Genomic DNA, 23,750 nt, shown 5'->3' on the forward strand with positions numbered 1-23,750 from the left:
CGTCAACCGTTGTGCGCCAGCTTGAGGGCCATCGAAGACGCAGGGCGCGGTCAGCCGGTCGCAGCGCAAGGCGCCGAGGAAGGTGAGCGTGCACCAGCGGCCGTGCGGGCAAAGCCGCGCAGCCGCTTGCCCCTCGGCCAGCGAAGCTCCACCTCCGAACAAGCTATTGCTTGATTATTCTGTTCTCGCGCGTTGACTGCGCGTCTTCAAAACACCAGGAACTGCGAGGACGTACAAAATTCCAGCAGCGATGAACAGCAGAGTGGCTCCGAATTCGCGATAGATCGCAACGCCGACAAGACCGCCCAACAAGAACGATGCGACAATATTCAAATGCAGCAGCAGCTTGCTGGCAGTTTCCCCCGAGTCGATCTTCCGTTCGTGTCCTAATGCGATATCGCATAGCATACCGATCCCAATGCCAATGTCGGTTGCCATGCCAGAGACATGGGTAGTCCGTATCCGGGCATTTGAGATTCGAGTGACAATCGCATTCTGGAGGCCCATGAGGAAACTCAATCCAAAGACCAGAATGGACGTCCGAGCGCTGGCGTTGGCAAAAATATCGACGAACCCAAGGCCAACCAGCAAAGACGCTTCGAGCAAAATGCTATAGGCGTATATGCCCGCTATCTTCCGTCTCCGTCCGGCATTGACCAGAAGGGTAGAGAGAGCCGCCCCACAAACAAACGAGACGACAATAAGACCTGCGAAAAGCCCCAGTGAAAAGTCTCCTGTGGCCAGATGGTCGGATACCAAGGACACATTACCTGTCATGTTGGCTGAAAAGAAGCCTACCGCATGGAACGCGGCTGCATTCAATGCGCCTGCAACCGCAGCGAGCGTATTTCCAAGTTGAAAATCAACGCTGATGCGACGAGCTTCTCCAACATTCACAAGCATTTCGAAGGATCCGGTTTCATGTTTTCCGATGATAAAGCATGACGACTGGATTGGCGTCAAAGGAGTTCTGACTGTAAGCTCCATGCGCGCGTCCCCGGCAAAGTCGGGGTGACAAAATGAACGGGCGGTTAGATCCTTTGCGTCGACTCGCGCATAATCTAAGCTGGCATGCTTGTGCTCGCCTGGAATTTCTCGGCAATGACGCTTTCCCGCGTAGCCGCGCAGCCGGGCATGGGAAAGTCCCGCTCTTCGGCGCCAGGTTCCACTGCGGGAATAATGCGCGTGATTGCAACGGGTTAGTTCAAAAAAATACCGTCGCGAGCCTCATTTCTCATGACGGTACTTTCGAAATCGGCAATATGAGCAAGGGCCGTCAACCGTGACGGTACTTGTGAGCTGTGCCCACCGATAGGTATCGATAGGCACCGTCAAGAAAATTATTTTGTTTCAGTGCGTTATGTCGTACCGCAGCGTAAATTCGGCGGTGTCCGGATGGGCCTGAATCATTCCCACTCGATCGTGCCGGGGGGCTTGGAGGTAACGTCGTAGACGACGCGGTTGATGCCCTTCACCTCGTTGATGATGCGCGTTGCCGCCTGGCCGAGAAAGCTCATATCATAGTGATAGAAATCGGCGGTCATGCCGTCGACCGAGGTCACGGCCCGTAGCGCGCAGACGAATTCATAGGTCCGGCCATCGCCCATCACGCCGACCGTCTGCACGGGCAGGAGCACGGCAAAGGCCTGCCAGATCACGTCATAAAGCCCGGCCTTGCGGATCTCGTCGAGATAGACCGCATCGGCCTCGCGCAGGATTTCCAGCTTCTCGCGCGTCACGCCGCCGGGGCAGCGGATGGCGAGGCCAGGACCCGGGAAAGGATGGCGGCCGATGAAATGATCTGGCAGCCCGAGTTCCTTGCCAAGGACGCGCACTTCATCCTTGAAGAGCTCGCGCAGCGGCTCGACGAGTTGCATGTTCATGCGCTCCGGCAGGCCGCCGACATTGTGATGCGACTTGATCGTCACCGAGGGTCCGCCGGTGAAGGAAACGCTCTCGATGACGTCCGGATAGAGCGTGCCCTGGGCGAGGAAATCGGCACCGCCGAGCTTCTTTGCTTCCTCTTCGAACACTTCGATGAACAGCCGGCCGATCGTCTTGCGCTTCTTCTCCGGGTCCGCCTCGCCTTCCAGCGCATCGATGAAACGATCCTGCGCATTCACCAGCACCAGCGGCAGATTGTAATGTTCGCGGAACATCTCCACGACGTCGGCGGCTTCATTCTTGCGCATGAGGCCATGGTCGACGAGGATACAGGTCAGCTGGTCGCCAACGGCCTCATGGATGAGCAGCGCCGCAACGGAGGAATCAACGCCGCCGGAGAGCGCGCAGATGACCTTCTTGTCGCCCACCTGCTTGCGGATGAGATCGACAGCCTTCTCGCGATAGGCCGACATCGACCAATCGCCCTCGATGCCGGCGATGCGATGCACGAAATTCTGCAGCAGCTTGGAACCGTCCGGCGTATGCACCACCTCCGGGTGGAACTGCACGGCGTAATAGCGCCGCTCCTCATTGGCGATGGCGGCAAAGGGCGCGCCGGTCGACGTACCGACGACCTTGAAGCCTTCGGGTATCGACACGACGCGGTCGCCATGGCTCATCCACACCTGATGGCGGGTGCCCTTGGCCCATACGCCCTCGAACAGCGCGCATTCGGCCTGGATGTCGAGAAATGCACGGCCGAACTCGCGGTGATGGCCGCCCTCGACCTTGCCGCCGAGCTGGGCGCACATGGTCTGTTCGCCATAGCAGATGCCGAGCACCGGAATATCGGCCTCGAATATCGCCTGCGGTGCACGCGGGGAGCCGATGTCGATAGTCGAATGCGGGCTACCGGAAAGGATGACGGCCTTGGGCTTCAACTGCCGGAATGCTGCTTCGGCGGACTGAAACGGAACGATTTCGGAGTAAACGCCAGCCTCGCGGACGCGCCGCGCGATCAGCTGCGTTACCTGGCTGCCAAAATCGATGATAAGAACGGTGTCGGGAGGAGTGCTCATGGCGGGCCTTTAAAGCAAATCGAAGACAGGTGCAATGGATAGTCGAGCCCTGCGACCAAGTCATCCAGTTCCTGATAAAACGCGACAGGCCGGCCCGGAAAATTCAGCGGATGGAACGCTCGAGAGCGGCAACCACCCATTTGTTCAAACTTACGCCGGCACGCCGCGCGGCAGTCGAAACTGCCTTGTGCAGGACCGGCTCGGTGCGGATCACGAACTGCCCGGAGAACGGCTTCTCGGGCTCTTCGCCCCGCTCTTCACAAAATCGTAGATAGTCTTCGATCGAATCGGCAAAGGCCTGCTTCAGGCCCGACGCCGATTCTCCCTGAAACGTAATCACATCGCGAAGATTGATGACTTCGCCGTGAAAAAGCCCGGCATCCTCGTCGAACTCAATGATGGCTTCATAGCCCTTGTAATGCATCGTCGTCATGGCCGTATCTCTGCTTCCTGTAAGAACCGCCGCACCGATTTAACCGCGCCCTTGTCCGTTTCCTTCTGCGGATGAGGACGATGGAACACCGCCCTAACATTCTTCAACGCCACGCGATCTCGGCGCCACAGGCGATGAACAGGGCTTCGATGTCCCGCCAGGCGATTGTCGCACGAACCGGATCAGCGAAAATCCCTGCAAGCGTCTCGGCGTGTCTTTTGCTCAAATTCATATAATAGTATCATCTTCTAGTATCAATATACAAGATTGCGAATTAAATAGAGGTAGTCCCGTCCTCGATTGCGCTTGCCATCGTCTCCACGGCCTGTGCGAGTTTTTCGTCGATGACGTGCAGATATTCCGTCCAGTCGTTGAGGTGCTGGAGTTCCCTCGCACCATCCGAGATGCCGCGCAGGCCGATCAGCGGAATCCCGAAGCGCTGGCAGGCCCGCAGGATCGAGAACGTCTCCATTTCCACCATGTCGGCATCGACAAGGTCATAGGCCGGGCCGGACACGATATTGGCGCCGGACGAGAGCGAGGCCTCCTTGATGCCGGGAATGCGATGCGGCAGCGGCACCTTGACCGGAAGGTCGAGGAAGGGCGTCGCACCCTTGACGAAACCGAGTGGCGAGGCATCCATGTCCCGGTAGGACACGCTCGTCGCCTGGTAGATTTCCGTCTGCTCGAGGCTGCGCGAACCCGCCGAACCGAGGGAGACGACCAGATGCGGCAGCGACGCATTGGCGGCGAGGCTGGCGAGGGTCGCGGCGATGCTGACGGCCGATTCCACCGGTCCGACGCCGGTGATCAGCGGCTTGAACAGCCGCTGCAGATGGGGACCGTATTCCGCATCGACCGCCATGACGAACAGCACCCGCCTGCCCGCGATCATCACTATGTCTTCAAGCATGTCAGGCACTGCCATTGAGGTAAAGGAGGGAGGCGTTGAGCAGCGTCGCGAAGGCGACCCAGAGCAGATAGGGCAGGAAAAGCGCGGCTGCGGTACGTTCGGCGTTCCAGCTGGCCTTGATGAAGGCCACTATGGCGACGAGGAGCAGGATTATGACGGCAAGCGCCGTCGCCATGCCCTGGAAACCGAAAAAGGCCGGCGACCAGAGGAAGTTCAGCACCAGCTGCGCCCACCAGAGCTGCTGCGGCCGCGCCAAGCCGCGATCCCAGACCCGCCAGCCGGCAATGGCGATGAGAACGTAAAGCACGGTCCAGACGGGCGCGAATAGCCAGTTTGGCGGGTTGAACGGCGGCTTGGCCAGGCCCGCATACCATTCGCCGGGAAGCGTGATGTAACCAATCGCCAGGCCGCCGCCGACGACGAGAACGAGAAACAGCAGGAACGCCACGGAACGGGACATGTTGAGACCTCGTCTGCACTGGCGGCTGTTGTAACCTTATTTGCCGCGCCTGAGAACCGAAATGAAAAAGCCGTCGGTAGACGTGGCCAGCGGCGACAGGATTGCGGCGCCGTCGCGGAACAGTGGCCGCAGCGAGGGGTCGGCTTCCACCACCTCGTCCCATCGCGGCTGCGTATCCACCGGCGTGAAATCGGCATTGTTCTCAAGGAAAACGCTCACCTGCCGTGCATTCTCGGCTGCGAACAGCGAGCAGGTGATGTAGACGAGGCGGCCGGAAGGCTTCACATAGGCCTTTGCTGCCTCAAGTACATCGCGCTGTTCGACCATGCGGCGCTCCAGTTGCTGCTCGCTGAGGCGCCATTTCGCATCGGGCCGCCGCCGCCATGTGCCGGACCCGGTACAGGGCGCGTCGACGAGAACGAGGTCCATCTGCCTTTCGAACTGGGCAAGATCGCCGATGCTCGCATGCGGCTGCGTGTTGCGCACGCCGGCGCGTTTCAGGCGGTCGAAGATCGGCGCGAGGCGTGCGCGCTCCGCGTCGAAGGCATGGATCTGGCCCTTGTTGCCCATATCCGCGGCCATGGCCAGCGTCTTGCCGCCGGCACCGGCGCAATAGTCGAGCACCTGCTGGCCGGGCTGCACATTCGCCAGCTTCGCGGCCAGCTGCGAGCCGAGATCCTGTACTTCGAAAAGGCCGCGCTGGAAGGCAGGCTCGGCCTGCACATTCGGATGGCGGCCCATGGCGCGCAGCGGCGCTATGCGCATGGCCGAGCCAAGCAGCGGCGCGGCGACGGCGCCGGCCCGGGCGAGTTCCTTCAGCACCTTGTCGCGGTTGGCCTTCAATGTGTTGACGCGCAGATCGACGGGCGGCCTGTCGCCGAGGGCGGCAGCCTCGGCAATCCAGTCGTCGCCGAAAACAGCCTCGAAATGCGGCACGCACCATTCCGGCACGTCGGCGCGGACGAAATCCGGCGCCTGCGACAGCTGCCGCGTCTGCCAGTTTTCCAGCTGAACGGCCTCGATGGGCGCCGGCGCGAACTTGTCGCCCGCCAGCGTATCCTCGATGGCTTCATTGCTCAGTTCCGCATCGGAAAGCAGGACGCCATAGGCGATGTGGCGCGCCGAATCGCTATCCATGCGCCAGGCGAGCGATTGCCTGCGGCGCAGCGCATCATAAACGATATTGCCGATCACCGCCCGATCGCCGGCGCCGGCGAAACGATGCGAGAGACCCCAATCCTTCAACGCGTCGGAAGCCGGCCGCTTGCGGGTCTCGATATCTTCCAGCACTTCGATCGCGGCCTGCAGGCGTCCACCAAGTCGCATATACGTTCCTTTTGCTAATCCTTGCCCGTCGCATACATGGCAATGAGCATAAAAGAAAGCCGGGGCACGAGACCCCGGCTTTCGCGTTCAATCTGTCGCAGTGGAAACGGCGCGCGTTCCTACTCGGCGGCGACGTTCTTCTCGTCGTTCGAAATGGCATTGGCCTCGTAGCCATGCGCCTCTTTCAGCGCAGCGCGGACACCCGCTTCATAATCGGGATGGACGCGGCCGAAATGGACGAGCTGACGCTCGATGATATTGCCCGGAACGCCGCCCATCGCAGCGGCGATGTTGGAGAACAGGCGCGCGCGCTGTGCCTCGTCGAAGAGGTTGAACAGAGCCGTGACCTGGCCGTAATCATCATTGCCGACGCGGTGGTTGTAGCGGTCCGCATCACCCGACAGGCGCAGCGGCGGCTCCTTCGCGGCCGGCTGCTCGGCAGCGCCCGAGAAGCTGTTGGGCTCGTAATAGGCGTCGACATTGCCGGTCTTCTGGCCGAAGAAATTCATCGAGCCGTCCTTGTGGTAGTGATGGACAGGGCATTTCGGCGCGTTGACCGGCAGGGCTTCGTAGTGCGTACCGAGGCGATAGCGATGCGCATCGGCATAGGAGAATACCCGGGCCTGCAGCATCTTGTCCGGCGAATGGCCGATGCCGGGAACGATATTGGACGGCGAGAAGGCAGCCTGTTCGATCTCGGCGAAATAATTATCGGCGTTGCGGTTGAGTTCGAGCACGCCGATCTCGATCGGCGGGAATTCGCCATGCGGCCAGACCTTGGTGAGATCGAACGGATTGTAGCTCGTACGCTCCGCTTCGGCCTCGGTCATGACCTGCACCTGAACGGTCCATTTCGGATATTCGCCGCGCTCGATGCCGCCGAAGAGTTCTTCCTGGTAGGTTTCGCGCGACTTGCCGATCAGTTCTTCCGCTTCCGCATTGGTATAGAAGCGGTGCCCCTGCTGGGTCTTGAAGTGGAACTTGACCCAGAAGCGCTCGCCCGCATCGTTCCAGAAGGAATAGGTGTGCGAGCCATAGCCGTTCATGTACATCGGCGCGACCGGCAGGCCGCGGTCCGACATCAGGATCGTCACCTGATGCAGGCTTTCCGGCGAAAGCGACCAGAAGTCCCACATGGCGGTGGCCGAACGCAGGTTGGTGCGGGGGTGACGCTTCTGCGTGTGGATGAAATCCGGGAATTTCAGTGGATCGCGGACGAAGAAGACCGGCGTATTGTTGCCGACAAGGTCCCAATTGCCTTCGCTCGTATAGAACTTGATGGCAAAGCCGCGCACATCGCGCTCGGCATCGGCTGCACCAAGCTCACCGGCCACGGTCGAGAAACGCAGCAGCAGCGGCGTCTCGGCGCCGGGCTGAAGCGCCTTGGCCTTCGTATAGCGGGAAATGTCCCCGGTGATCTTCAATGTGCCATAGGCACCCCAGCCCTTGGCGTGAACGACGCGCTCCGGAATACGCTCGCGGTTCTGGTGGGCAAGCTTTTCGAGCAGCTGATAATCGTCGAGCAGTACGGGACCGCGCTCACCAGCAGTCTTGGAATTCTGGTTGTCGGAAACCGGCGCACCGGCGGTCGTCGTCAATGTTGGACGGTCGGCCATGAAGCTCTCCCCTGATTTACGTTCGTGATAAATGGATAGGCGCCGCATGGGCTCCTCTCCCCAACCATAGAACAGTTCTAATCATAGTTTCCAATTGTATTTAGAATTATTATTGATAGGATAAACCTATCATGTTTTCCGTCCGCCAGATGCGCTATTTCGATGTCCTCGCGACGACGCTGCATTTCCGCAAGGCCGCCGAAGCGGCGCGGATTTCGCAGCCTGCGCTCTCGGCGCAGATCGCGGAGATGGAGACGAGGCTCGGCATGCCGCTCTTCGAGCGCACCCGCAGGAACGTGGTGCTGACGGAGACCGGACGACGGCTGCTGCCGAAAATCCGCAATATTCTCGACGAGATCCGGGCGCTGGACGATTTCGCCTCGGAGAAGCGTGGCATATTGCGCGGCGAATTGCGACTCGGGATCATTCCGACGATTGCGCCCTATCTCCTGCCGGTGCTGATACCGGATCTGCGCTCCTCCTATCCGGATCTTTCCATGGAACTGCGCGAGGCGGTGACATCGAAGCTCGTGGAGGATCTGCGCCTCGGCGAACTCGACGTTCTTCTTGTGGCGCTACCGATCGATCATGAGGGCCTGCACACCGAGCCGCTCTTTCGCGATCGCTTCCTCATTGCGACCTCGAGCAACGACCGCGACATACTCGCCTCGCCGCTGACGCAGGAAAGCGTTGCGCTGGAACGGCTGCTGCTGCTGGAAGAGGGGCACTGCCTGCGCGATCAGGCGCTGGCCGTATGCGGCAACGTCAAGCAGCGCCAATTGGTCAATTACGGTGCGACGAGCCTCGCCACGCTGCTGCAGATGGTGAGCCACGGCATGGGGCTGACGCTCATTCCCGAGATCGCCGTTCGCACGGAAGCAACGCGGTCCGACGTGCGGATCGCGTCCTTCGCCGCGCCTGAACCGGCACGAGAGATCGGCCTGGTCTGGCGCAAGCAGAGCGCGCGAAAGGATGATTTCGAAGCGCTGGCGAAGGCGATAGCCAGGTGCAGCAAGGAGCTTACCCTGTCAGAGTCGGAGCTCGGCCAATTGGCCGCCTGACATCTCACGCCGCCGGCGGCAGCAGCAGATGCAGCGCAAGCAACAGCCATAGCAGGCCGTTCAGAATGAAACCCAGCGCAAACAGCACCTGGCGATAACACAGGCGGTTGGTCGTCGTGTGGACAAGCGTATGGGCGAAACGGGTGCCGACGAACAGCCAGGCGACGATGACTGCGGCCATATCCGCTCCACGCGTCATATAGAGCGCGAGGCAGACCACATAGAAGAGCACCGGCAGTTCGAACAGATTGACGAGATTGCGGATCGTCGTCGCGCTGGCCTGCGGATCGGCAAGCGGAATCCTGAAATCGCTCGGCTTGGCCTGTCCTGCCCGCACAGCGATGGCGCGGCGGACGAGCAGCAGGCCATAGACGGCGTAGATCAATGCGGTGAGCGCAATCATCGGCCAGAATATCGCTGTTTGTGCCATTGTCCCCCCATTTGGTTCTATGCGCTGCGGCCAGCCTTTATACCCGGTATGCGAGACAGCACCAGTGCGAGAAACTCCACGAACAGGCGGGTTTTGCGCGGCACGAACCGGCCGCTTGGGTAGACGGCATGAATCTCGAGCGGCGCATATGAATAGGCCGGCAATATCCGCACCAGCCGGCCATCATCGAGATCGGACTGGACGAGCGGCAATTGCGCCCCGCCAATGCCGAGGCCAGAGAGCAGTGCCTTGTTGAGCACGAAGGCATTATTGGCAAGAAATACCGGCCGCACCGGCACGTCCACCGGCCCCTCAGGGCCGAGCAGCGGTATGCTGTCGCCCTGTGGCGACCAGATGAAGCCGACATGCGGATGCTGGTCCAGCTCTGCCGGCGTCCCGGGTGAGCCGTTCGCCGCAATATAGCCGGCGGATGCCACCAATATGCGATCGAAACTGCCGAGCTTTCGCGCCACCAGACCGGAGGACGGCATGGAGCCGAGCCGGATCGCCACATCGATCCCTTCCGCGATCAGGTCGGAATATCGATCGTCGAGCAGCAGTTCGACGACAAGGCCGGGATAGTCCCGCCCAAACGCGATCAGCGCATCCGCCAGATGAGTCTGGCCGAGGCCGACCGGCCCGCTCACCCTGAGCACGCCATGCAGTTCGCTTGTCTGCGCCCTTACCGCGTCTTCCGCCTCTTCCAGCGCCTGCACGATCTGCTGCGCCTGCCGATAATAGGCAGCACCACTGTCGCTGAGCGTCAGGCGCCGGGTCGAACGGTGAAACAACCGCGCACCGAGATGGCGTTCGAGCGCCGCGATCTGCTGGCTCACAGCCGGTTGGCTCAACCCAAGCTCCCGCGCCGCAGCCGAAAACGTTCCCCGTTCGGCGACACGCATGAAGGTAGCCATGACAGCAAGCTTGTCCATATCGCTCCCCAAAGTATTGCTTATATATGCTATTGAATTTTGCCGCCTGTGCAAAGAACGTTGAATGAATGATGTTCAGGGCCAAAGGAGATGGCACATGGACAACAATCAAAAACATGCCGTGGTGGTTGGAGCCAACGGCATTATCGGCCGCAACCTCATCCGGCATCTTGAAGCGCTCGGCGACTGGCAGATCACCGGCCTGTCGCGACGTGGCGGCGAGAATTCACCGAGGATCACTCATATCGCGGTCGATCTTCTCGATGCGGATGAGAGCCGGGCGCGGCTCGCGCATCTGACCGATGCGACCCATATCTTCTATGCCGCATACCAGGACCGGCCGAGCTGGGCGGAGCTGGTTGCACCCAATCTTGCAATGCTCACCAATGTGGTCAATGCGATCGTCCCGGTCGCCGCAGGGCTGCAGCATATCAGCCTGATGCAGGGCTATAAGGTCTATGGCGCTCATCTCGGCCCCTTCAAGACTCCGGCCAGGGAGACCGATGCCAATCACATGCCGCCGGAATTCAACATCGACCAGCAGGACTTCCTCGAGGCACTGCAGAAGGGAAAGGCCTGGAACTGGTCGGCGCTGCGTCCGTCAGTCGTCGTCGGCGTCGCGCTTGGCAACCCCATGAACCTCGCCTCGGTCATCGGTGTCTACGCATCGATGTCGAAGGAGCTCGGAATCCCCCTGCGTTTCCCGGGCAAGCCCGGCGCCTATGATTCGCTGATCGAAATGACCGATGCCGACATGCTGGCGCGCGCCACCGTCTTCATCGCCACCAACCCGCAATGCGCAAACCAGGCCTTCAACATCAATAATGGCGACCTGTTCCGCTGGAACGAGATGTGGCCGAAAATCGCCGATTATTTCGGGCTCGACGTGGCGCCGCCGCTTCCCATGTCGCTTGAAACCGTGATGAGCGACAAGGGGCCGCTATGGGAGCGAATGGTGGAAAGGCACGCCCTCGCGCCCACTTCCTATGCCGACGTCTCGTCCTGGCGGTTCGGCGATGCGGTGTTCGGCTGGAACTACGACTTCTTCGCCGATGGCAGCAAGCTTCGCCGCGCGGGTTTCCATGAATTCATCGATTCGGAGGCCATGTTCATCCGCGTCTTCGATGAAATGCGCCGGCAGAAGATCATTCCCGGTCAGGCATAGGGTTCGCCCCGGCGGCGGGGAATATCGTAGTCGAGGAAGAATTCGTCGAGCTGCGGCGGCGGCACGTCGGTTCCCGCCAGCATGGCATGGGCCTGGCCGCGATGATGGATCTGGTGCACGAAGAGGTGCGAGAGCAGGCGATCGATGCGCTCGCTGGAGCTTTCGCCAGTGCGCCAGTGGATCAGCACCCGGCGCTCCAGATCCGCATCGCTCAGGTCGTCGCAGAACAGGATCAGCTTGCGGTCGAACTCGTCCTGCGCCTGTTTCAGATCGGCCGCCCGCGGAAAGGGGATATCGCCCTGAAGCGCGATGTTCCTGCGGCCGATGCCCATCATGTCGGCCATGTAGATATGATCGACGATCAGGATATGGTTGAGCGTCTCCTGCAGCGAGGGGAAGAAACTCGTCCTCTCGCGCGCGAATTCCTCGTCGGTCAGCTGGAGACAGGCACCCAGCAGGCGATCGTTGGACCAGGCGCTGTTGCGCGCCATCGCCGAGAAATGAGCGCGCAATGTTTCAGGCATCGCACGCTCCGGCTCGATCAGTTGCCGCCGGGATAATTCGGGCTTTCGCGGGTGATCGTGACGTCATGGGTGTGACTTTCGCGCAAACCTGCATTGGTAATGCGCACGAATGTAGCTCTTTCGCGGAATTCTTCCAGGTTTTTCGCCCCGACATAGCCCATCGAGGCCCGAAGTCCGCCGGCAAGCTGGTGCAGCACGCCGGAAACCGGGCCCTTATAGGCCACCTGCCCTTCGATCCCTTCCGGCACGAGCTTCAGTTCGTCGCGCACCTCGGCCTGGAAATAACGATCCGCCGAACCCCTCGCCATGGCGCCGACCGAGCCCATGCCGCGATAGGCCTTGAACGACCGGCCCTGGTAGAGATAGACCTCGCCGGGGCTTTCCTCGGTTCCCGCCAGGGCCGAACCCGCCATGGCCGCCGAAGCGCCGGCGGCAAGCGCCTTGGCGAAATCGCCCGAATATTTGATGCCGCCATCGGCGATGACCGGAATGTTGGACTTATGCGCCGCTTCGACGGCCGACATGATGGCGGAAAGCTGCGGCACGCCGACGCCGGCGACGATGCGGGTGGTGCATATGGAGCCCGGGCCGATGCCGACCTTCACCGCGTCGGCGCCTGCATCGATCAAAGCCTGCGTGCCTGCCGCCGTCGCCACATTGCCGGCAATGATGCGCACGGCATTGGAAAGCTTCTTGGCGCGGGTCACCGCGTCGAGCACGCGTTGCGAGTGGCCATGCGCCGTATCGATGACGAGAACGTCGACACCGGCGGCGATCAGCCGCTCGGCGCGCTCGAAACCGTCTTCGCCGACGCTGGAGGCGGCCGCAACGCGCAGGCGGCCCTGCGCATCCTTGGCGGCATTGGGGTTGAGCTGCGACTTCTCGATGTCCTTGACGGTGATCAGGCCGACGCAATAGCCCTTGTTGTCCACGACCAGCAACTTTTCGATCCGGTGCTGGTGCAGCAGGCGCTTGGCTTCGTCCTGCTCCACATTTTCGCGCACCGTGATCAGGTTTTCGCGGGTCATGAGTTCGTAGATCTTCTGGGCCGGATCCGAGGCGAAGCGCACGTCGCGATTGGTCAATATGCCGACGAGGCGGCCCGGCTTGCGGCTGCCCTCGCCGGCATTCTCGACGACGGGAATGCCGGAAATGCCATGGGCCCGCATCAGCGCCTGCGCATCGGCAAGCGTCGCGTCAGGACCAATGGTCACCGGATTGACGACCATGCCGGATTCGAATTTCTTGACCTGGCGCACTTCCTCTGCCTGCAATTCCGGCGAGAGATTGCGGTGGATGACACCCATGCCGCCGGCCTGCGCCATGGCGATGGCGAGCCGCGATTCGGTCACGGTGTCCATCGCCGCCGAAAGCAGCGGCAGGTTCAGCTCGATATCCGGTGCAATGCGCGTGCGAATATCTGTCTGGCCCGGCATGACTTCGGAATGTCCGGGTTGCAGCAAGACATCGTCAAATGTCAGTGCGAGTGCGCCTGTAGCGGATTCAACGATTTTTGCCATGACCAATTCCTTGCAAAACGAACTAATACGTCCAAAGGGCGCACCACATGGGGTGGGGCGCCGATGACGTTCTCTTCAGGTGAATTGGCACGGGCTGGTAACACGTATATGTCGACTTGAAAAGCCGTAAACGCAACTACTGGCCCAGTTGGCGCACCGAGACGCAGAATATTGTGGTCGGGCGGGCAGGAGCCGACAAAATGCCGCCACTGTCTGGCCATCGCGGCGTTGCTCCTGTAGTGATCTCGACATAACAGGCACAAACAGGTCTTCCGTGCATCCGATTTACCGAAAAAGCTCAATGCTGCGCCGTTCACGGGCGTTGTGGTGGAGCAAGCGAGTCTGGCGCCCCCGTCTGATCTTCTGGGCAGGCGCGGTGGCGATCGGCATTGTGAGCGTTGCATTCGCCAGGATGGCTGACCTCGCCCAGCAGCAATTTCATGCCATGATCGGCACCGGCGGACCCTCGGCCTACCTCCCGCTCATCGTCACGCCCGCCGGTTTCGTCCTTTGCGCCTATCTGGCGATGCGATTCTTTCCGAATGCTCAAGGAAGCGGTATTCCGCAGGCGATCGCCGCCAGGCACCTGAAGGATGATACGGACCGGGTGCAACTCCTTTCGCTCCGGATGGTTTTCGGCAAGATCATGCTGACTGTGGTCGGGCTGTTTTGCGGAGCCTCGATAGGGCGCGAGGGCCCGACGGTGCAAGTCGGCGCTTCGCTCATGCTGCAGGCGGCGCGCTGGGGTGGAATGGCGCATGCCCGCGGCCTCATCCTCGCGGGCTCGGCGGCGGGCGTTGCGGCCGCCTTCAACACGCCGCTCGCGGGCATCGTCTTCGCCATCGAGGAGATGGGCAAGTCGTACGAGTCGCGCGCCAATGGCCTGGTATTGACGGCGGTCATCCTTTCCGGGCTCGCGGCCATAGGGCTCGTCGGCAATTATACCTATTTCGGCGAATCAGACGTGACTTCGAACGGCTATTCCGATGCCGCGCTCATCGTGGCATGCGGTGTCGGCGGAGGAATACTTGGCGCCCTGTTCAGCGCCGGCGCCCTCAAGGCTTCGCGCCGCATCCGCCGCTGGGCCTCGCCCCGCCCCATGAAACGAATGCTGCTGCTCGCCGGCTCCTGTGGCCTGGCGGTCGCGATCATCGGCATCCTCTCAGGTGGCGCCACTTTCGGCACCGGATATGAACAGGCGCGGAGCGCGGTCGAAGGCAACGCCCTGCCCCCATACTACTTCATAGAGAAATATGCCGCCGGTTTCCTTTCGATGGCTTCCGGCATACCGGGAGGAATATTCGCGCCGTCGCTCTCCGTCGGGGCGAGTTTCGGCAGCGCCGTCGGCCAACTTCTCGGCAGCAACCTCGCGCTTGCGGCCTTGCTCGGAATGGCCGGGTATTTTGCCGGTGTGGTTCAAGCGCCGATGACAGCCTTCGTCATCATCCTCGAAATGACGGGCAGCAATAATAGCGTGATCGCACTGATGTGCGCCTCCATGCTGGGTTATGGCAGCGCAAGGATGATTTCGCACGAACCGCTCTACCACGCGCTTTCGCGTGTCTTCGTCGCGGACGCTATCCGCCGCAAGCGTGCGGAGGCATCGCTCGAACAGTCGCTTCAGACCGAGAAATAGACCGTTGCCCTCTCCGCCTCAGACGTCGAACTGATAGGTCGCCGGAACGAAGCGATAGCCTTCCTCCAGCTTTTCCACATAGCCGACGCCCGGGAATGGCATGTGATAGCCGATGAAAGGCACCCGATCTGCGGCAATCCTGTCGAAAACGCGTTTGCGCGTCTCGGCGGCCATGGCCTTGTCGGTATCGAAAGTGACTTCCCAGTCCGGCCGTTGCAGCGAGGCGACGTAATGATTCGCGGTATCCGCCGTCAGCACCAGCTTTTGCCCGCCCGATTCGACATTGAAGATCATGTGGCCGGGCGTGTGGCCATAGGCTGCTTCGCTGGTGATGCCCGGGACGACCTCGTCGCCCGCTTCGATGAAGGTGAATTTCTCCGCCAGCGGCTTGACCTTCCCGGCCACTGCCTTGGCATTGTTTTCCGCCGGCGTTCCGGTTCTGGCCGGGTCGGTCCAGAATTCATATTCGACCTTGCCGCCGACATAGCGTGCATTGGCGAAGGCCGGCTTGTCGCCATTCATCAATCCGCCGATATGGTCGCCATGCATGTGGGTAATGAGGACGATCGTCACCTGGTCCGCCGAATAGCCGGCCGCTTCGAGATTGGCCGAAAGTTGTCCGAGGCCATTTGCCTTGCCGCCCTCGCCGAACCCCGTATCGACAAGAATGACTTCCGATCCGGTATTGATCAGCACCGGGTTGAAGCCGTTGACGAATTTGGTCTCGGGCAGGAAATTGGCGCGCATCAGTTCCGCCACCGCTTCCTGGCTCTGGTTCGCGCCGAAGGTCGGATATGGACCATCGCCTGGCCGCAGGCCGTCCAGCAGAACGGTGAACTCGAATTCGCCGAGTTTGAACCGCTTGAACCCTGGCGACTTCACCTCTGATTTCGGCGCGGCGGCTTCGGCCTGGCCGGTCATGGCCGACTGTACCGCAAAAGTGCCTGCCATGGCGCTCGAGGCGATGAAAAGGTTGCGCCGGGAAATCTCCAATCTGTCCATGGTGTCGTCTCCTTGGGCTTGCAGCGCCGCGTTCATTCGTTTGCCGGGCGCAGTCTCTTACTCCGCACGGGCCAAGACAAGCACAGGTACATCACATCTGTTTGATCGGCGCTTGAGTAGAAAGGGCGCGAGTGATAATCGCATCGCATCCTGAATGGTGATGCGGTGCCGCCCGGCCCGATCATACACCGCGAAATGGAATTTCAGCGTGAACCGTGTCGTTCCCCTCGTCCTTGCCGTTGCCCTTTTCATGGAGCAGATGGATTCGACCGTCATTTCGACGTCGCTTCCGGCGATCGCGGCCGATATCGGCAGCAGTCCGATCGCCCTCAAGCTCGCGCTCACCGCCTATCTGGTCTCGCTCGCGGTCTTCATCCCGGTAAGCGGCTGGATGGCCGACCGGTTCGGGGCGAAGAACGTCTTTCGCGCCGCCATCGTCGTCTTCGTCGCCGGCTCCGTCGCCTGCGCGGCTTCTGGCTCGCTGCTCGCCTTCGTCGTCTCGCGCTTCCTGCAGGGCGTCGGCGGCGCCATGATGACACCGGTCGGGCGCCTTGTCCTGGTGCGCTCCACGCCGCGCAGCGAACTCGTCGGCGCCATGGCGTGGCTGACCATGCCGGCACTGGTCGGGCCACTGCTCGGCCCGCCCGTGGGCGGCTTCCTGACCACATATTTCAGCTGGCACTGGATCTTCCTGATCAATGTCCCCATCGGCGTCATCGGCATCTGGTGCGCCACGCGCTATCTGCCTTCGATCGAAACCCTTGTTCGGCGCCCGCTCGATATTGTCGGCTTCTTTCTCAGCGGCATTGCCGCATCGGGCGTGGTCTTCGGCCTGTCCGTCGTCAGCCTTCCCGCGCTGCCAAGCTGGGTCGGCTTCACCACGCTTGCCGTCGGCCTCGTCTCCACCGTGCTATACCTGCTGCATGCCCGCAGGACCGCGGAGCCCCTGCTCGCGCTCGACCTGTTCAGAAACCAGGTGTTCCGCGCCTCCATCATCGGCGGCAGCCTGTTTCGCATCGGCGTCGGCGCCGTACCGTTCCTGCTGCCGCTGATGTTCCAGATCGGCTTTGGCCTTTCGCCGTTCCAGTCAGGCCTGATCACATTCGTCTCGGCGGCGGGCGCCATGAGCATGAAGCTCGTCACGAAATGGTTCTACCGCAAGACCGGCTTCCGCAATTCCCTGGTCTATGGCTCGGTCGTCGCCGCGGGCTTCATCGCCGTCAACGGCCTCTTTACGCCGTCCACGCCGTACTGGCTCATGATCGTGCTTCTGCTCGCCGGCGGGTTCTTCCGGTCGCTGTTCTTCACCGGCACCAATGCCCTTGCCTATGCGGAAATACCCAATGAACAGACCAGCCAGGCAACGCCCATCAGCTCCGTCGCGCAGCAGATTTCCATTGCGCTCGGTGTCGCCGTCGCCGGCGGAATATTGGAAATCTCGACCAATATGCACGGAGGCCCGCTGCAATTGGCGGATTTCCACGTCGCATTCTTCATCGTCGCCGCGATATCGAGCCTTGCCTGCATTTCATTCTGGGGCCTTAGTCCCGATGCAGGGTCGGAAGTCTCCGGCCACCGGACCCGCCCGGCAGCAACGGCAGCAGCCGAATGAAAGCGCTGCTCAGCCCTTGAAGTCGCGCGCCAGCAGGTAGAGCTCCACCGATTCGGCCCGCGAGGCCGGCGGCTTGACGTGGTGGACAGACTTGAAATGCTTCTTGAGCAGCGTCAGCACCTCGTTTTCCGTACCGCCCTGGAAGGTCTTCGTCAGGAAGTGTCCGCCCGGGCGCAGCACCGAAACCGCGAAATCGGCGGCGACCTCGCAGAGATGCGACGTCCTTATATGATCCGTGCGGCGATGGCCGGTGGTCGGCGCCGCCATGTCGGAAATGACGAGATCGGGCTGGCCGCCCAGCGCTTCGATGAGTTTGCCTGGGGCGGCGTCATCGAGAAAATCCATCTCGAGCAGGGTCACGCCCGGCAGAGGGTCGATCGGCAGATAGTCGATGCCGACGACGGTGGGCTCGTCCAGCGGCGATCCGACGATGGAAGCCGCAATCTGGCTCCAGCCGCCCGGCGCCGCGCCAAGATCGATGATGCGCTGCCCTTTCTTCAGGAGCTTGTAGCGGTCATTGATCTCGATCAGCTTGTAAGCCGCGCGCGAGCGATAGCCATCAGCCTTAGAGCGCTGCACATAGGGATCGTTGATGTGGCGTTCGAGCCAGCGCCGCGACGATTCCTTGATCGTGCCGGCCTTTTTCTTGACCTTGGTGTGAAGGCCGCGCGTGCCCGCGCCGCCGCGTCCGCCGGTGGTGGTGGTTTTAGCCATGGGTGCCCCTGTTTTCTCCGCCATTGGGGCGGAACCAGCGATTGCGCCAGGCGCCGTCACGCGACATCAATTCGGTCAATATGCCTTCACGCAGGCCGCGATCCGCCACGCGCAGCTTCTGGCTCGGCCAGACATTGCGTATGGCATCGAGTATGGCGCAGCCCGCAAGAACAAGATCCGCCCTGTCGGCGCCGATGCAGGGATTTGCCACCCGCTCGTCAAAGCTCCAGGACAGCAGCCTGCTCGTCATCTCGGTCACGTCGTCATTCTCCATCCAGATGCCGTCGATCCTGCGCCGATCATAGCGCTCGAGGCCAAGATGGATGCCGGCAAGCGTCGTCACTGTTCCGGAAGTGCCGAGGAGGTGGAAATTGCGGCTCTTCACCAGGTCGCCGAGCTTGTTGCGCTCGCTGAACGCGCTGATGAGTTCGGAAACATGCGCCACCATCACCGCGAAATTGTCGGAGGTCACGTCGCGCCCGCCGAAACGCTCGGCAAGCGTGACGACACCGACCGGCAGCGATGTCCAGGCGATGATATGCTCCGCCAATCGTGGCGAACGGCGCTCCGAAACATCGATCAGCGCGATCTCTGACGAACCGCCGCCGATATCGAAGAGGACGACCGCTTCCGTCTCGCGCTCGACCAGCGTGCCGCAGCCGGAAACAGCGAGGCGCGCCTCGGTCTGCCGGTTGATGATCTCGAGGTCGAGCCCCGTTTCCCGCTTCACCCGGTCGAGGAACTCCGCACCATTGGAAGCCTGGCGGCAGGCCTCGGTGGCGATCAAGCGGGCCCTGCGCACATCGTGATTGTGCAACTTGTCGCGGCATATCTTCAGCGCCTCTATGGCGCGGTTCATCGCGTTCTCGTTGAGCCGGCCGGTGGCGCCGAGACCCTCGCCGAGCCTCACGATGCGGGAGAATGCGTCGATGACGCGGAACTGGCCGGGTCTTGTCGGAGAGGCGACGAGCAGGCGGCAATTATTGGTGCCAAGATCGAGCGCCGCATAGAGCGGCGCGCGCGCCGGGCGGTCATCGCTTCGGCGGCGCTCATGATCGAGCCTCTGCGTGAGCGCCTGCTGCTCGGCAGGCTGTGCCGCCGGCTGCGCATGTCCGGCCGCATTGCGGCCACGGCGGCGCGAACGATTGCTGCGGCGCTTCTTCGCTGCTGCCGGCGCTGGATTGGTGGTTTCGGCGGCGACGGCAACGGCCTGTTCAGGCACGCACATGCCAGCGCCGGAAGCCTGTTTCGACTTGCCACGCTTGCGCCTGCGCGCTCGCTTCTTGCGATTTTCCTCGAAGCGTCCTGCTCCGGATTCGGTTGCGCTCGCCTTTGCTGGCTCCATGCCACGGGCCGACCGCTCCAAATCCTTGTCGGCAAGGCCGATCGCGCCGTTTGGCACGCTGCTATTGCCGGACGCCCCATCATGTGGCGCGGAATTCGCGCCGGGCCTGGGGTCTTTCACAACTTCTTCCTTCGGCGCCGCGCGAACCATCCAGGACGCAAGCAAGGCGCTTTCTCAATTAACGTTGTCCTTAATGTAACATGGATTGACGAATATCCAAGCGATCAAATTGACCTGCCGGGAGTCGCCGGGTCAGATGAGATCGGGCGCGATCTCCCGGATGCGGGCGAGCGTGTCCGTCGTGGCCGCCCAGCCCGTGGCCTCGAGGCGCGCCGGGCTCGCGACGAGATCACCGTTCATCGTCTGCCACTGCCTGCTATGTCCCGTTGCCCGCGCCAGGACGTCGAACAGCGCGGGCGGAAGCCGGAAAAGCGCCGGGGCCCTGCCCTGGCCTTCGCGCATCGCTGTCAATATGTCGGCGACGGTGACAGGATTGCGGTCCGAAACCAGGAAAGTCCCGCCATCGGTGCGACCTTCGCCAAGGCAATGCAATATGGCGCGGCAGAGGGCGGAACGATCCAATAGCGAGCGACGGCCCTTGATGGACGCGAAGGGCAGCGGAACGGGGAGCCGCGCCAGCCGCGCCAGAGCCGCGATATTGCCCTTGGCCCCCGATCCATAGACGACGACGGGGCGCAGAATGGTGTGCTTCCGGGGCAGGACGGTCCTGACCTCCATTTCCGCCTGGAGCTTGCTCCTGCCGTAATCATCCGTCGGCCTCGGCTCGTCCGATTCGCGCAAGATGCCGTCGCGCGCGCTCGCGGCCTGCGCCCGAACGGATGAGAGAAAGACGAATTTGCCCGGGATCGTCGCGCTGGCGCGCGCCAGTTCCGCCGTCAGCCGGTAATTGGCGGCGTGATAGGCGGCCGCCGCCTCGGCGCCGGGGAGGCTCGTATGGGCGATCGCCGCCAGATGGACGACATGATCGACATCCTGCAACAAGGCCGGGAACGCCCCGGGCGCCGCATCGGGTGCGGGCAGCTGCCGCGCTGGCACATTGCCGGCGGCCAGCATCGCCGGATGGCGCACGGCCGCGATCGGCTCGTAGCCCGCGGCGCGCAGATGCTCGAGCAGTTCTGTTCCGACAAAGCCGGCTGCGCCGGTGACGAGGACGGTTTGTGCCATCATGACCCCATGTTCAAGCCCAACCCCTAAGCGTTCCGGCGCCAATCATCAAGGCTCGTCCCCACGGAACGATATCCGAGCGGCCGCATTCAGTCTGCACATTCCTGCACTCCCGCCAACAGATGTTCCGATTGATAATTCACGTATAAGTTGTATTACACGGACCGAACAATTTTGAGACGAACCAGATGTATCATGACGATCCCCAGCCCAATAAATGGGTGCATCTGTTTGTCCTTGCGGTCTTCGTGATTGTCTTTCTCATCATCGTCTGGCTCGTCGGCGCCACTTTCGGACGCCCTACTCCCCGGCAGGATGCTGCGGAACCCATCGACCTCTCCCGCGTTGAGATGAGCCGCTTCGGCAGGAAGTCTTAATGTTTCGGCCATAGACTGGCCCGATGTTCGAGACCTTGCTGGCGCACAACAGGAGGCCGAAAATGTATTCGAGAACGACGAATTTCTGGATGAACCTGGCCATCTTCGCCGTGTTTCTGACGCTTCTGTTCATGCTGAACCCATAGGCCGCGGCAGCTGGCAGGGCGGCAATGAGCCGTTGCCCATGCCGGCCTGCCGCTTTCAGCCGCCATCATCAAACTAGAACAAAAGTAGAACAAAACTCTTTTCAAGCTTCGCGCGCTATGGCACTCTTATCCCGAAAGGAGAGTCCTGATGAACGCCATATCGAGACAGCCCGAAGACGAGATAGATGAAGCCCTTGCCTATCATCAGGGCGATGCCAGAGCCACGGTCGCAGCCCTTTTGGCAGAGCGGGATTATCTGCTGCGGGAGATCGAATATGCCTCCCTCGCCATGTCCTATGGCTTTGCCCGCGGCTGGAAGCCCGGGCGCGGCGAGCGCAGATAATCGCTTCCCCGGCTTGAAAAGCGCAAGACGCACCCCATATCAGGTTCAACACAGCATCATGCTGAAGTTCTCGTTCCGGCTTTGACCACGGATGTACTGGCACTGCCGAGAATGAAAGGAAGGTCGGGTTTTCCCGGCCTTTTGTTTTATCGGCTGTCGGTCATTTGCGCGCAGTGGCAAGATTGCTCTGGAAAGAAGCCGCGCGCCACTCCAAGATGCTCCCCGACGGCGCCGATGGCAAAGGCCGTTTTCTTTGAAGGAGTCTCCCCCGATGAAGGTTCTGGTTCTGGGTAGTGGCGTCGTTGGCGTTACATCCGCATGGTATTTGACGCAGGCCGGCCATGAGGTCACCGTCGTCGATCGTCAGCCAGGACCCGCACGGGAGACGAGCTTTGCCAATGCCGGCGAGATTTCGCCCGGCTATTCCTCACCCTGGGCCGGACCGGGCATTCCGCTAAAGGCCATCAAGTGGATGTTGATGCATTTCGGTCCCCTGGTGGTGCGGCCGAAGCTCGATCCCTACATGGCGCTGTGGCTCGTCAAGATGCTGCGCAACTGCACCAATGCACGCTATGCGCGCAACAAGGCCCGCATGGTGCCGATCGCCGAATATAGCCGCGATACGCTGAAGGCCCTGCGCGCCGAAACGGGCATTGCCTATGATGAGCGGGCGCTCGGCACGCTTCAGCTCTTCCGCGACCAGAAACAGTATGAAGGCACCGCCGGCGACATCAACGTCCTCAAGCAGTTCGGCGTGCCCTATGAGCTTCTCGATGCGGACGGCTGCATCACGGCCGAACCGGCATTGGCCAATGTGAAGGGCAAGTTCGTCGGCGGACTGCGCCTTCCGGGCGACGAAACCGGCGATTGCCAGATCTTCACGGAGAAGCTGGCAGCGCGTTGCGCCGAAGCCGGCGTCAAATTCCTGTTCAATACGACGATCAACTCCATCAACACCAGCGGCAGCCGCATTGCCAGCGTGTCGACCGACAATGAAGAACTCACCGCCGATGCCTATGTCATGGCTTTCGGCAGCTATTCGCCGTTCCTGCTGCGCCGGATCGGCGTCTACATTCCGGTCTATCCGGTGAAGGGCTATTCCATCACCGTCCCGATCAGCGATCCGGAAGGCGCGCCCGTCTCCACCGTCATGGACGAGACCTACAAGGTAGCGATCACCCGGCTCGGCGATCGCATCCGCGCGGGCGGCACGGCCGAGATATCGGGCTTCGACCTGACCTTGCGCGAGGCACGGCGCGGCACGCTCGTCCATTCGGTCGGCGATCTGTTCCCCAATGGCGGCGACCTGTCCAAGGCGAGTTTCTGGACCGGTCTTCGCCCGATGACGCCGGACGGCCCGCCCATCATCGGTGGCGGCACCAGATATTCCAACCTCTACCTCAATACGGGACATGGGACGCTCGGCTGGACCATGTCCTGCGGCTCGGCCCGCGTCCTGTCGGACCTCGTCTCCGGCAAATCGCCCGATGTCGATCCCTCGGCGCTGAGCATCGCCCGCTATATGTGACGGCGGTTGGCGGCTGTCCCCGGCAGCCGCTAACTTGCCGGATTCATTACAAATTGTTTAGGTTTTCATTCAGTTTTCGTTCATTTCCCAAGGCCTACAACTTAGGCGTGCTTTGCACCATGGCCTTCCTCCCCGGCCATGCCACCAACGAGGAAACGAAAATGAAGAAAATTGCTCTTGTGGCGATCGCCCTTTCACTGGCCGCGACGCCCGTCGCCTTCGCCCAGCAACGGCACGACAGCGGACGGCATTATGGCCATCAGCAGGAACGCGTGGTCAAGAAGCGGATCGTGACCAAGAAGGTCGTGGTCAAGAAGACGCGCTGGTCGCGCGGGCACAAGCTCCCGTCGCACTACCGCCGCAACGTCGTGCGCGACTACCATCGCCATCACCTGAAGGCACCGCCACGGGGTTACCAGTGGGTTCGCGCCGACAATGATTACGTTCTCATCGGCATTACGTCGGGCCTGATCTCCGCTTTGGTCCAGGCGCGCTGAGAACTGCTGGACAATCGTATGA

Annotated in this window: 23 protein-coding genes and 1 pseudogene; 8 read left to right on the forward strand and 16 right to left on the reverse strand. The window is 61.6% G+C overall.

Annotated elements, in window-relative coordinates; genetic code table 11:
• Positions 1-15 precede the first annotated feature (15 nt).
• The 8 genes and pseudogenes from M8997_RS15585 to katA form a co-directional block, all read right to left on the reverse strand.
• A pseudogene (locus M8997_RS15585) lies at positions 16-137 on the reverse strand (IS630 family transposase); the annotation flags it as partial.
• A gap of 37 nt (positions 138-174) precedes the next feature.
• The gene (locus M8997_RS15590; RefSeq protein WP_250015067.1) at positions 175-987 is read right to left on the reverse strand and encodes a YoaK family protein; all 813 of its coding nucleotides are present in this window, start codon (positions 985-987) and stop codon (positions 175-177) included.
• Positions 988-1,406: 419 nt separating this feature from the next.
• Entirely contained in the window at positions 1,407-2,963 is a 1,557-nt protein-coding gene (gene guaA / locus M8997_RS15595; RefSeq protein WP_250015069.1) for a glutamine-hydrolyzing GMP synthase, read from the reverse strand.
• 103 nt (positions 2,964-3,066) lie between these two features.
• Positions 3,067-3,396 (reverse strand): type II toxin-antitoxin system HicB family antitoxin, encoded by a 330-nt coding sequence (locus M8997_RS15600; RefSeq protein ID WP_250015072.1) that lies wholly within the window; start codon positions 3,394-3,396, stop codon positions 3,067-3,069.
• Between the two features lie 274 nt (positions 3,397-3,670).
• Positions 3,671-4,309, reverse strand: coding sequence for a 5'-methylthioadenosine/S-adenosylhomocysteine nucleosidase (locus tag M8997_RS15605; protein WP_250015074.1), 639 nt, complete (start codon positions 4,307-4,309; stop codon positions 3,671-3,673).
• 1 nt (position 4,310) lies between these two features.
• Positions 4,311-4,769 (reverse strand): TspO/MBR family protein, encoded by a 459-nt coding sequence (locus M8997_RS15610; RefSeq protein ID WP_250015076.1) that lies wholly within the window; start codon positions 4,767-4,769, stop codon positions 4,311-4,313.
• Between the two features lie 36 nt (positions 4,770-4,805).
• A complete protein-coding gene (locus tag M8997_RS15615) occupies positions 4,806-6,095 on the reverse strand; it encodes an RsmB/NOP family class I SAM-dependent RNA methyltransferase (protein ID WP_250015079.1) in 1,290 nt (429 codons plus the stop codon).
• A 119-nt stretch (positions 6,096-6,214) separates the two neighbouring features.
• Positions 6,215-7,711 (reverse strand): catalase KatA, encoded by a 1,497-nt coding sequence (gene katA / locus M8997_RS15620; RefSeq protein ID WP_250015081.1) that lies wholly within the window; start codon positions 7,709-7,711, stop codon positions 6,215-6,217.
• Between the two features lie 131 nt (positions 7,712-7,842).
• On the opposite strand from katA, the gene M8997_RS15625 reads away from it, so the two are divergent.
• Positions 7,843-8,772 (forward strand): hydrogen peroxide-inducible genes activator, encoded by a 930-nt coding sequence (locus M8997_RS15625; RefSeq protein WP_250015083.1) that lies wholly within the window; start codon positions 7,843-7,845, stop codon positions 8,770-8,772.
• 4 nt (positions 8,773-8,776) lie between these two features.
• Here the strand turns inward: M8997_RS15625 and M8997_RS15630 are convergent, their stop codons facing one another.
• Together M8997_RS15630 and M8997_RS15635 are read right to left on the reverse strand one after the other, a co-directional pair.
• Positions 8,777-9,202 (reverse strand): MAPEG family protein, encoded by a 426-nt coding sequence (locus M8997_RS15630; RefSeq protein ID WP_250015085.1) that lies wholly within the window; start codon positions 9,200-9,202, stop codon positions 8,777-8,779.
• 17 nt (positions 9,203-9,219) lie between these two features.
• On the reverse strand, positions 9,220-10,134 hold the full coding sequence (locus tag M8997_RS15635) for a LysR family transcriptional regulator (protein WP_250015087.1): 915 nt from the start codon (positions 10,132-10,134) through the stop codon (positions 9,220-9,222).
• Between the two features lie 97 nt (positions 10,135-10,231).
• Between M8997_RS15635 and M8997_RS15640 the strand changes: the two genes are divergently transcribed.
• Positions 10,232-11,299: an SDR family oxidoreductase gene (locus tag M8997_RS15640; RefSeq protein WP_250015089.1), complete on the forward strand. Its 1,068-nt coding sequence runs from the start codon at positions 10,232-10,234 to the stop codon at positions 11,297-11,299.
• Here the strand turns inward: M8997_RS15640 and M8997_RS15645 are convergent.
• Positions 11,290-11,823 (reverse strand): DinB family protein, encoded by a 534-nt coding sequence (locus M8997_RS15645; RefSeq protein ID WP_250015091.1) that lies wholly within the window; start codon positions 11,821-11,823, stop codon positions 11,290-11,292. The genes M8997_RS15640 and M8997_RS15645 overlap by 10 nt on opposite strands.
• Positions 11,824-11,840: 17 nt before the next feature.
• A complete protein-coding gene (gene guaB / locus M8997_RS15650; protein WP_250015093.1) occupies positions 11,841-13,343 on the reverse strand; it encodes an IMP dehydrogenase in 1,503 nt (500 codons plus the stop codon).
• A 301-nt stretch (positions 13,344-13,644) separates the two neighbouring features.
• Here guaB and M8997_RS15655 point away from each other — a divergent pair, with 301 nt between their 5' ends.
• On the forward strand, positions 13,645-14,979 hold the full coding sequence (locus tag M8997_RS15655; RefSeq protein WP_250015096.1) for a chloride channel protein: 1,335 nt from the start codon (positions 13,645-13,647) through the stop codon (positions 14,977-14,979).
• An 18-nt stretch (positions 14,980-14,997) separates the two neighbouring features.
• On the opposite strand, the gene M8997_RS15660 is transcribed toward M8997_RS15655, so the two are convergent.
• Positions 14,998-15,981, reverse strand: coding sequence for an MBL fold metallo-hydrolase (locus M8997_RS15660; RefSeq protein WP_250015098.1), 984 nt, complete (start codon positions 15,979-15,981; stop codon positions 14,998-15,000).
• A gap of 208 nt (positions 15,982-16,189) precedes the next feature.
• Between M8997_RS15660 and M8997_RS15665 the strand changes: the two genes are divergently transcribed.
• The gene (locus tag M8997_RS15665) at positions 16,190-17,593 is read left to right on the forward strand and encodes an MFS transporter (RefSeq protein WP_250015100.1); all 1,404 of its coding nucleotides are present in this window, start codon (positions 16,190-16,192) and stop codon (positions 17,591-17,593) included.
• 9 nt (positions 17,594-17,602) lie between these two features.
• Here M8997_RS15665 and M8997_RS15670 read toward each other — a convergent pair whose 3' ends face one another.
• From M8997_RS15670 to M8997_RS15680, 3 genes are all read right to left on the reverse strand, one after another.
• Positions 17,603-18,307 carry an RlmE family RNA methyltransferase gene (locus tag M8997_RS15670; protein WP_250015102.1) on the reverse strand — a complete coding sequence of 235 codons (705 nt, stop codon included), beginning with the start codon at positions 18,305-18,307 and terminating at the stop codon, positions 17,603-17,605.
• Complete coding sequence (locus tag M8997_RS15675; protein WP_250015104.1) at positions 18,300-19,772, reverse strand: Ppx/GppA family phosphatase; 1,473 nt, start codon at positions 19,770-19,772, stop codon at positions 18,300-18,302. The genes M8997_RS15670 and M8997_RS15675 overlap by 8 nt, the downstream gene beginning before the upstream one ends.
• A gap of 132 nt (positions 19,773-19,904) precedes the next feature.
• Positions 19,905-20,837 (reverse strand): NAD-dependent epimerase/dehydratase family protein, encoded by a 933-nt coding sequence (locus M8997_RS15680; protein WP_250015107.1) that lies wholly within the window; start codon positions 20,835-20,837, stop codon positions 19,905-19,907.
• A gap of 188 nt (positions 20,838-21,025) precedes the next feature.
• Here M8997_RS15680 and M8997_RS15685 point away from each other — a divergent pair, with 188 nt between their 5' ends.
• From M8997_RS15685 to M8997_RS15700, 4 genes are all read left to right on the forward strand, one after another.
• On the forward strand, positions 21,026-21,214 hold the full coding sequence (locus M8997_RS15685) for a hypothetical protein (protein ID WP_250015109.1): 189 nt from the start codon (positions 21,026-21,028) through the stop codon (positions 21,212-21,214).
• A gap of 294 nt (positions 21,215-21,508) precedes the next feature.
• A complete protein-coding gene (locus M8997_RS15690) occupies positions 21,509-21,703 on the forward strand; it encodes a hypothetical protein (RefSeq protein ID WP_250015111.1) in 195 nt (64 codons plus the stop codon).
• Between the two features lie 271 nt (positions 21,704-21,974).
• Positions 21,975-23,231, forward strand: a complete 1,257-nt coding sequence (locus M8997_RS15695; RefSeq protein WP_250015113.1) for a D-amino acid dehydrogenase — start codon at positions 21,975-21,977, stop codon at positions 23,229-23,231.
• Between the two features lie 161 nt (positions 23,232-23,392).
• Entirely contained in the window at positions 23,393-23,728 is a 336-nt protein-coding gene (locus tag M8997_RS15700; protein WP_250015114.1) for an RcnB family protein, read from the forward strand.
• Positions 23,729-23,750: the final 22 nt, after the last annotated feature.

Origin of the sequence: Phyllobacterium sp. 21LDTY02-6 (assembly GCF_023554255.2) — a bacterium.
Classification (GTDB): Bacteria; Pseudomonadota; Alphaproteobacteria; order Rhizobiales; family Rhizobiaceae; genus Phyllobacterium.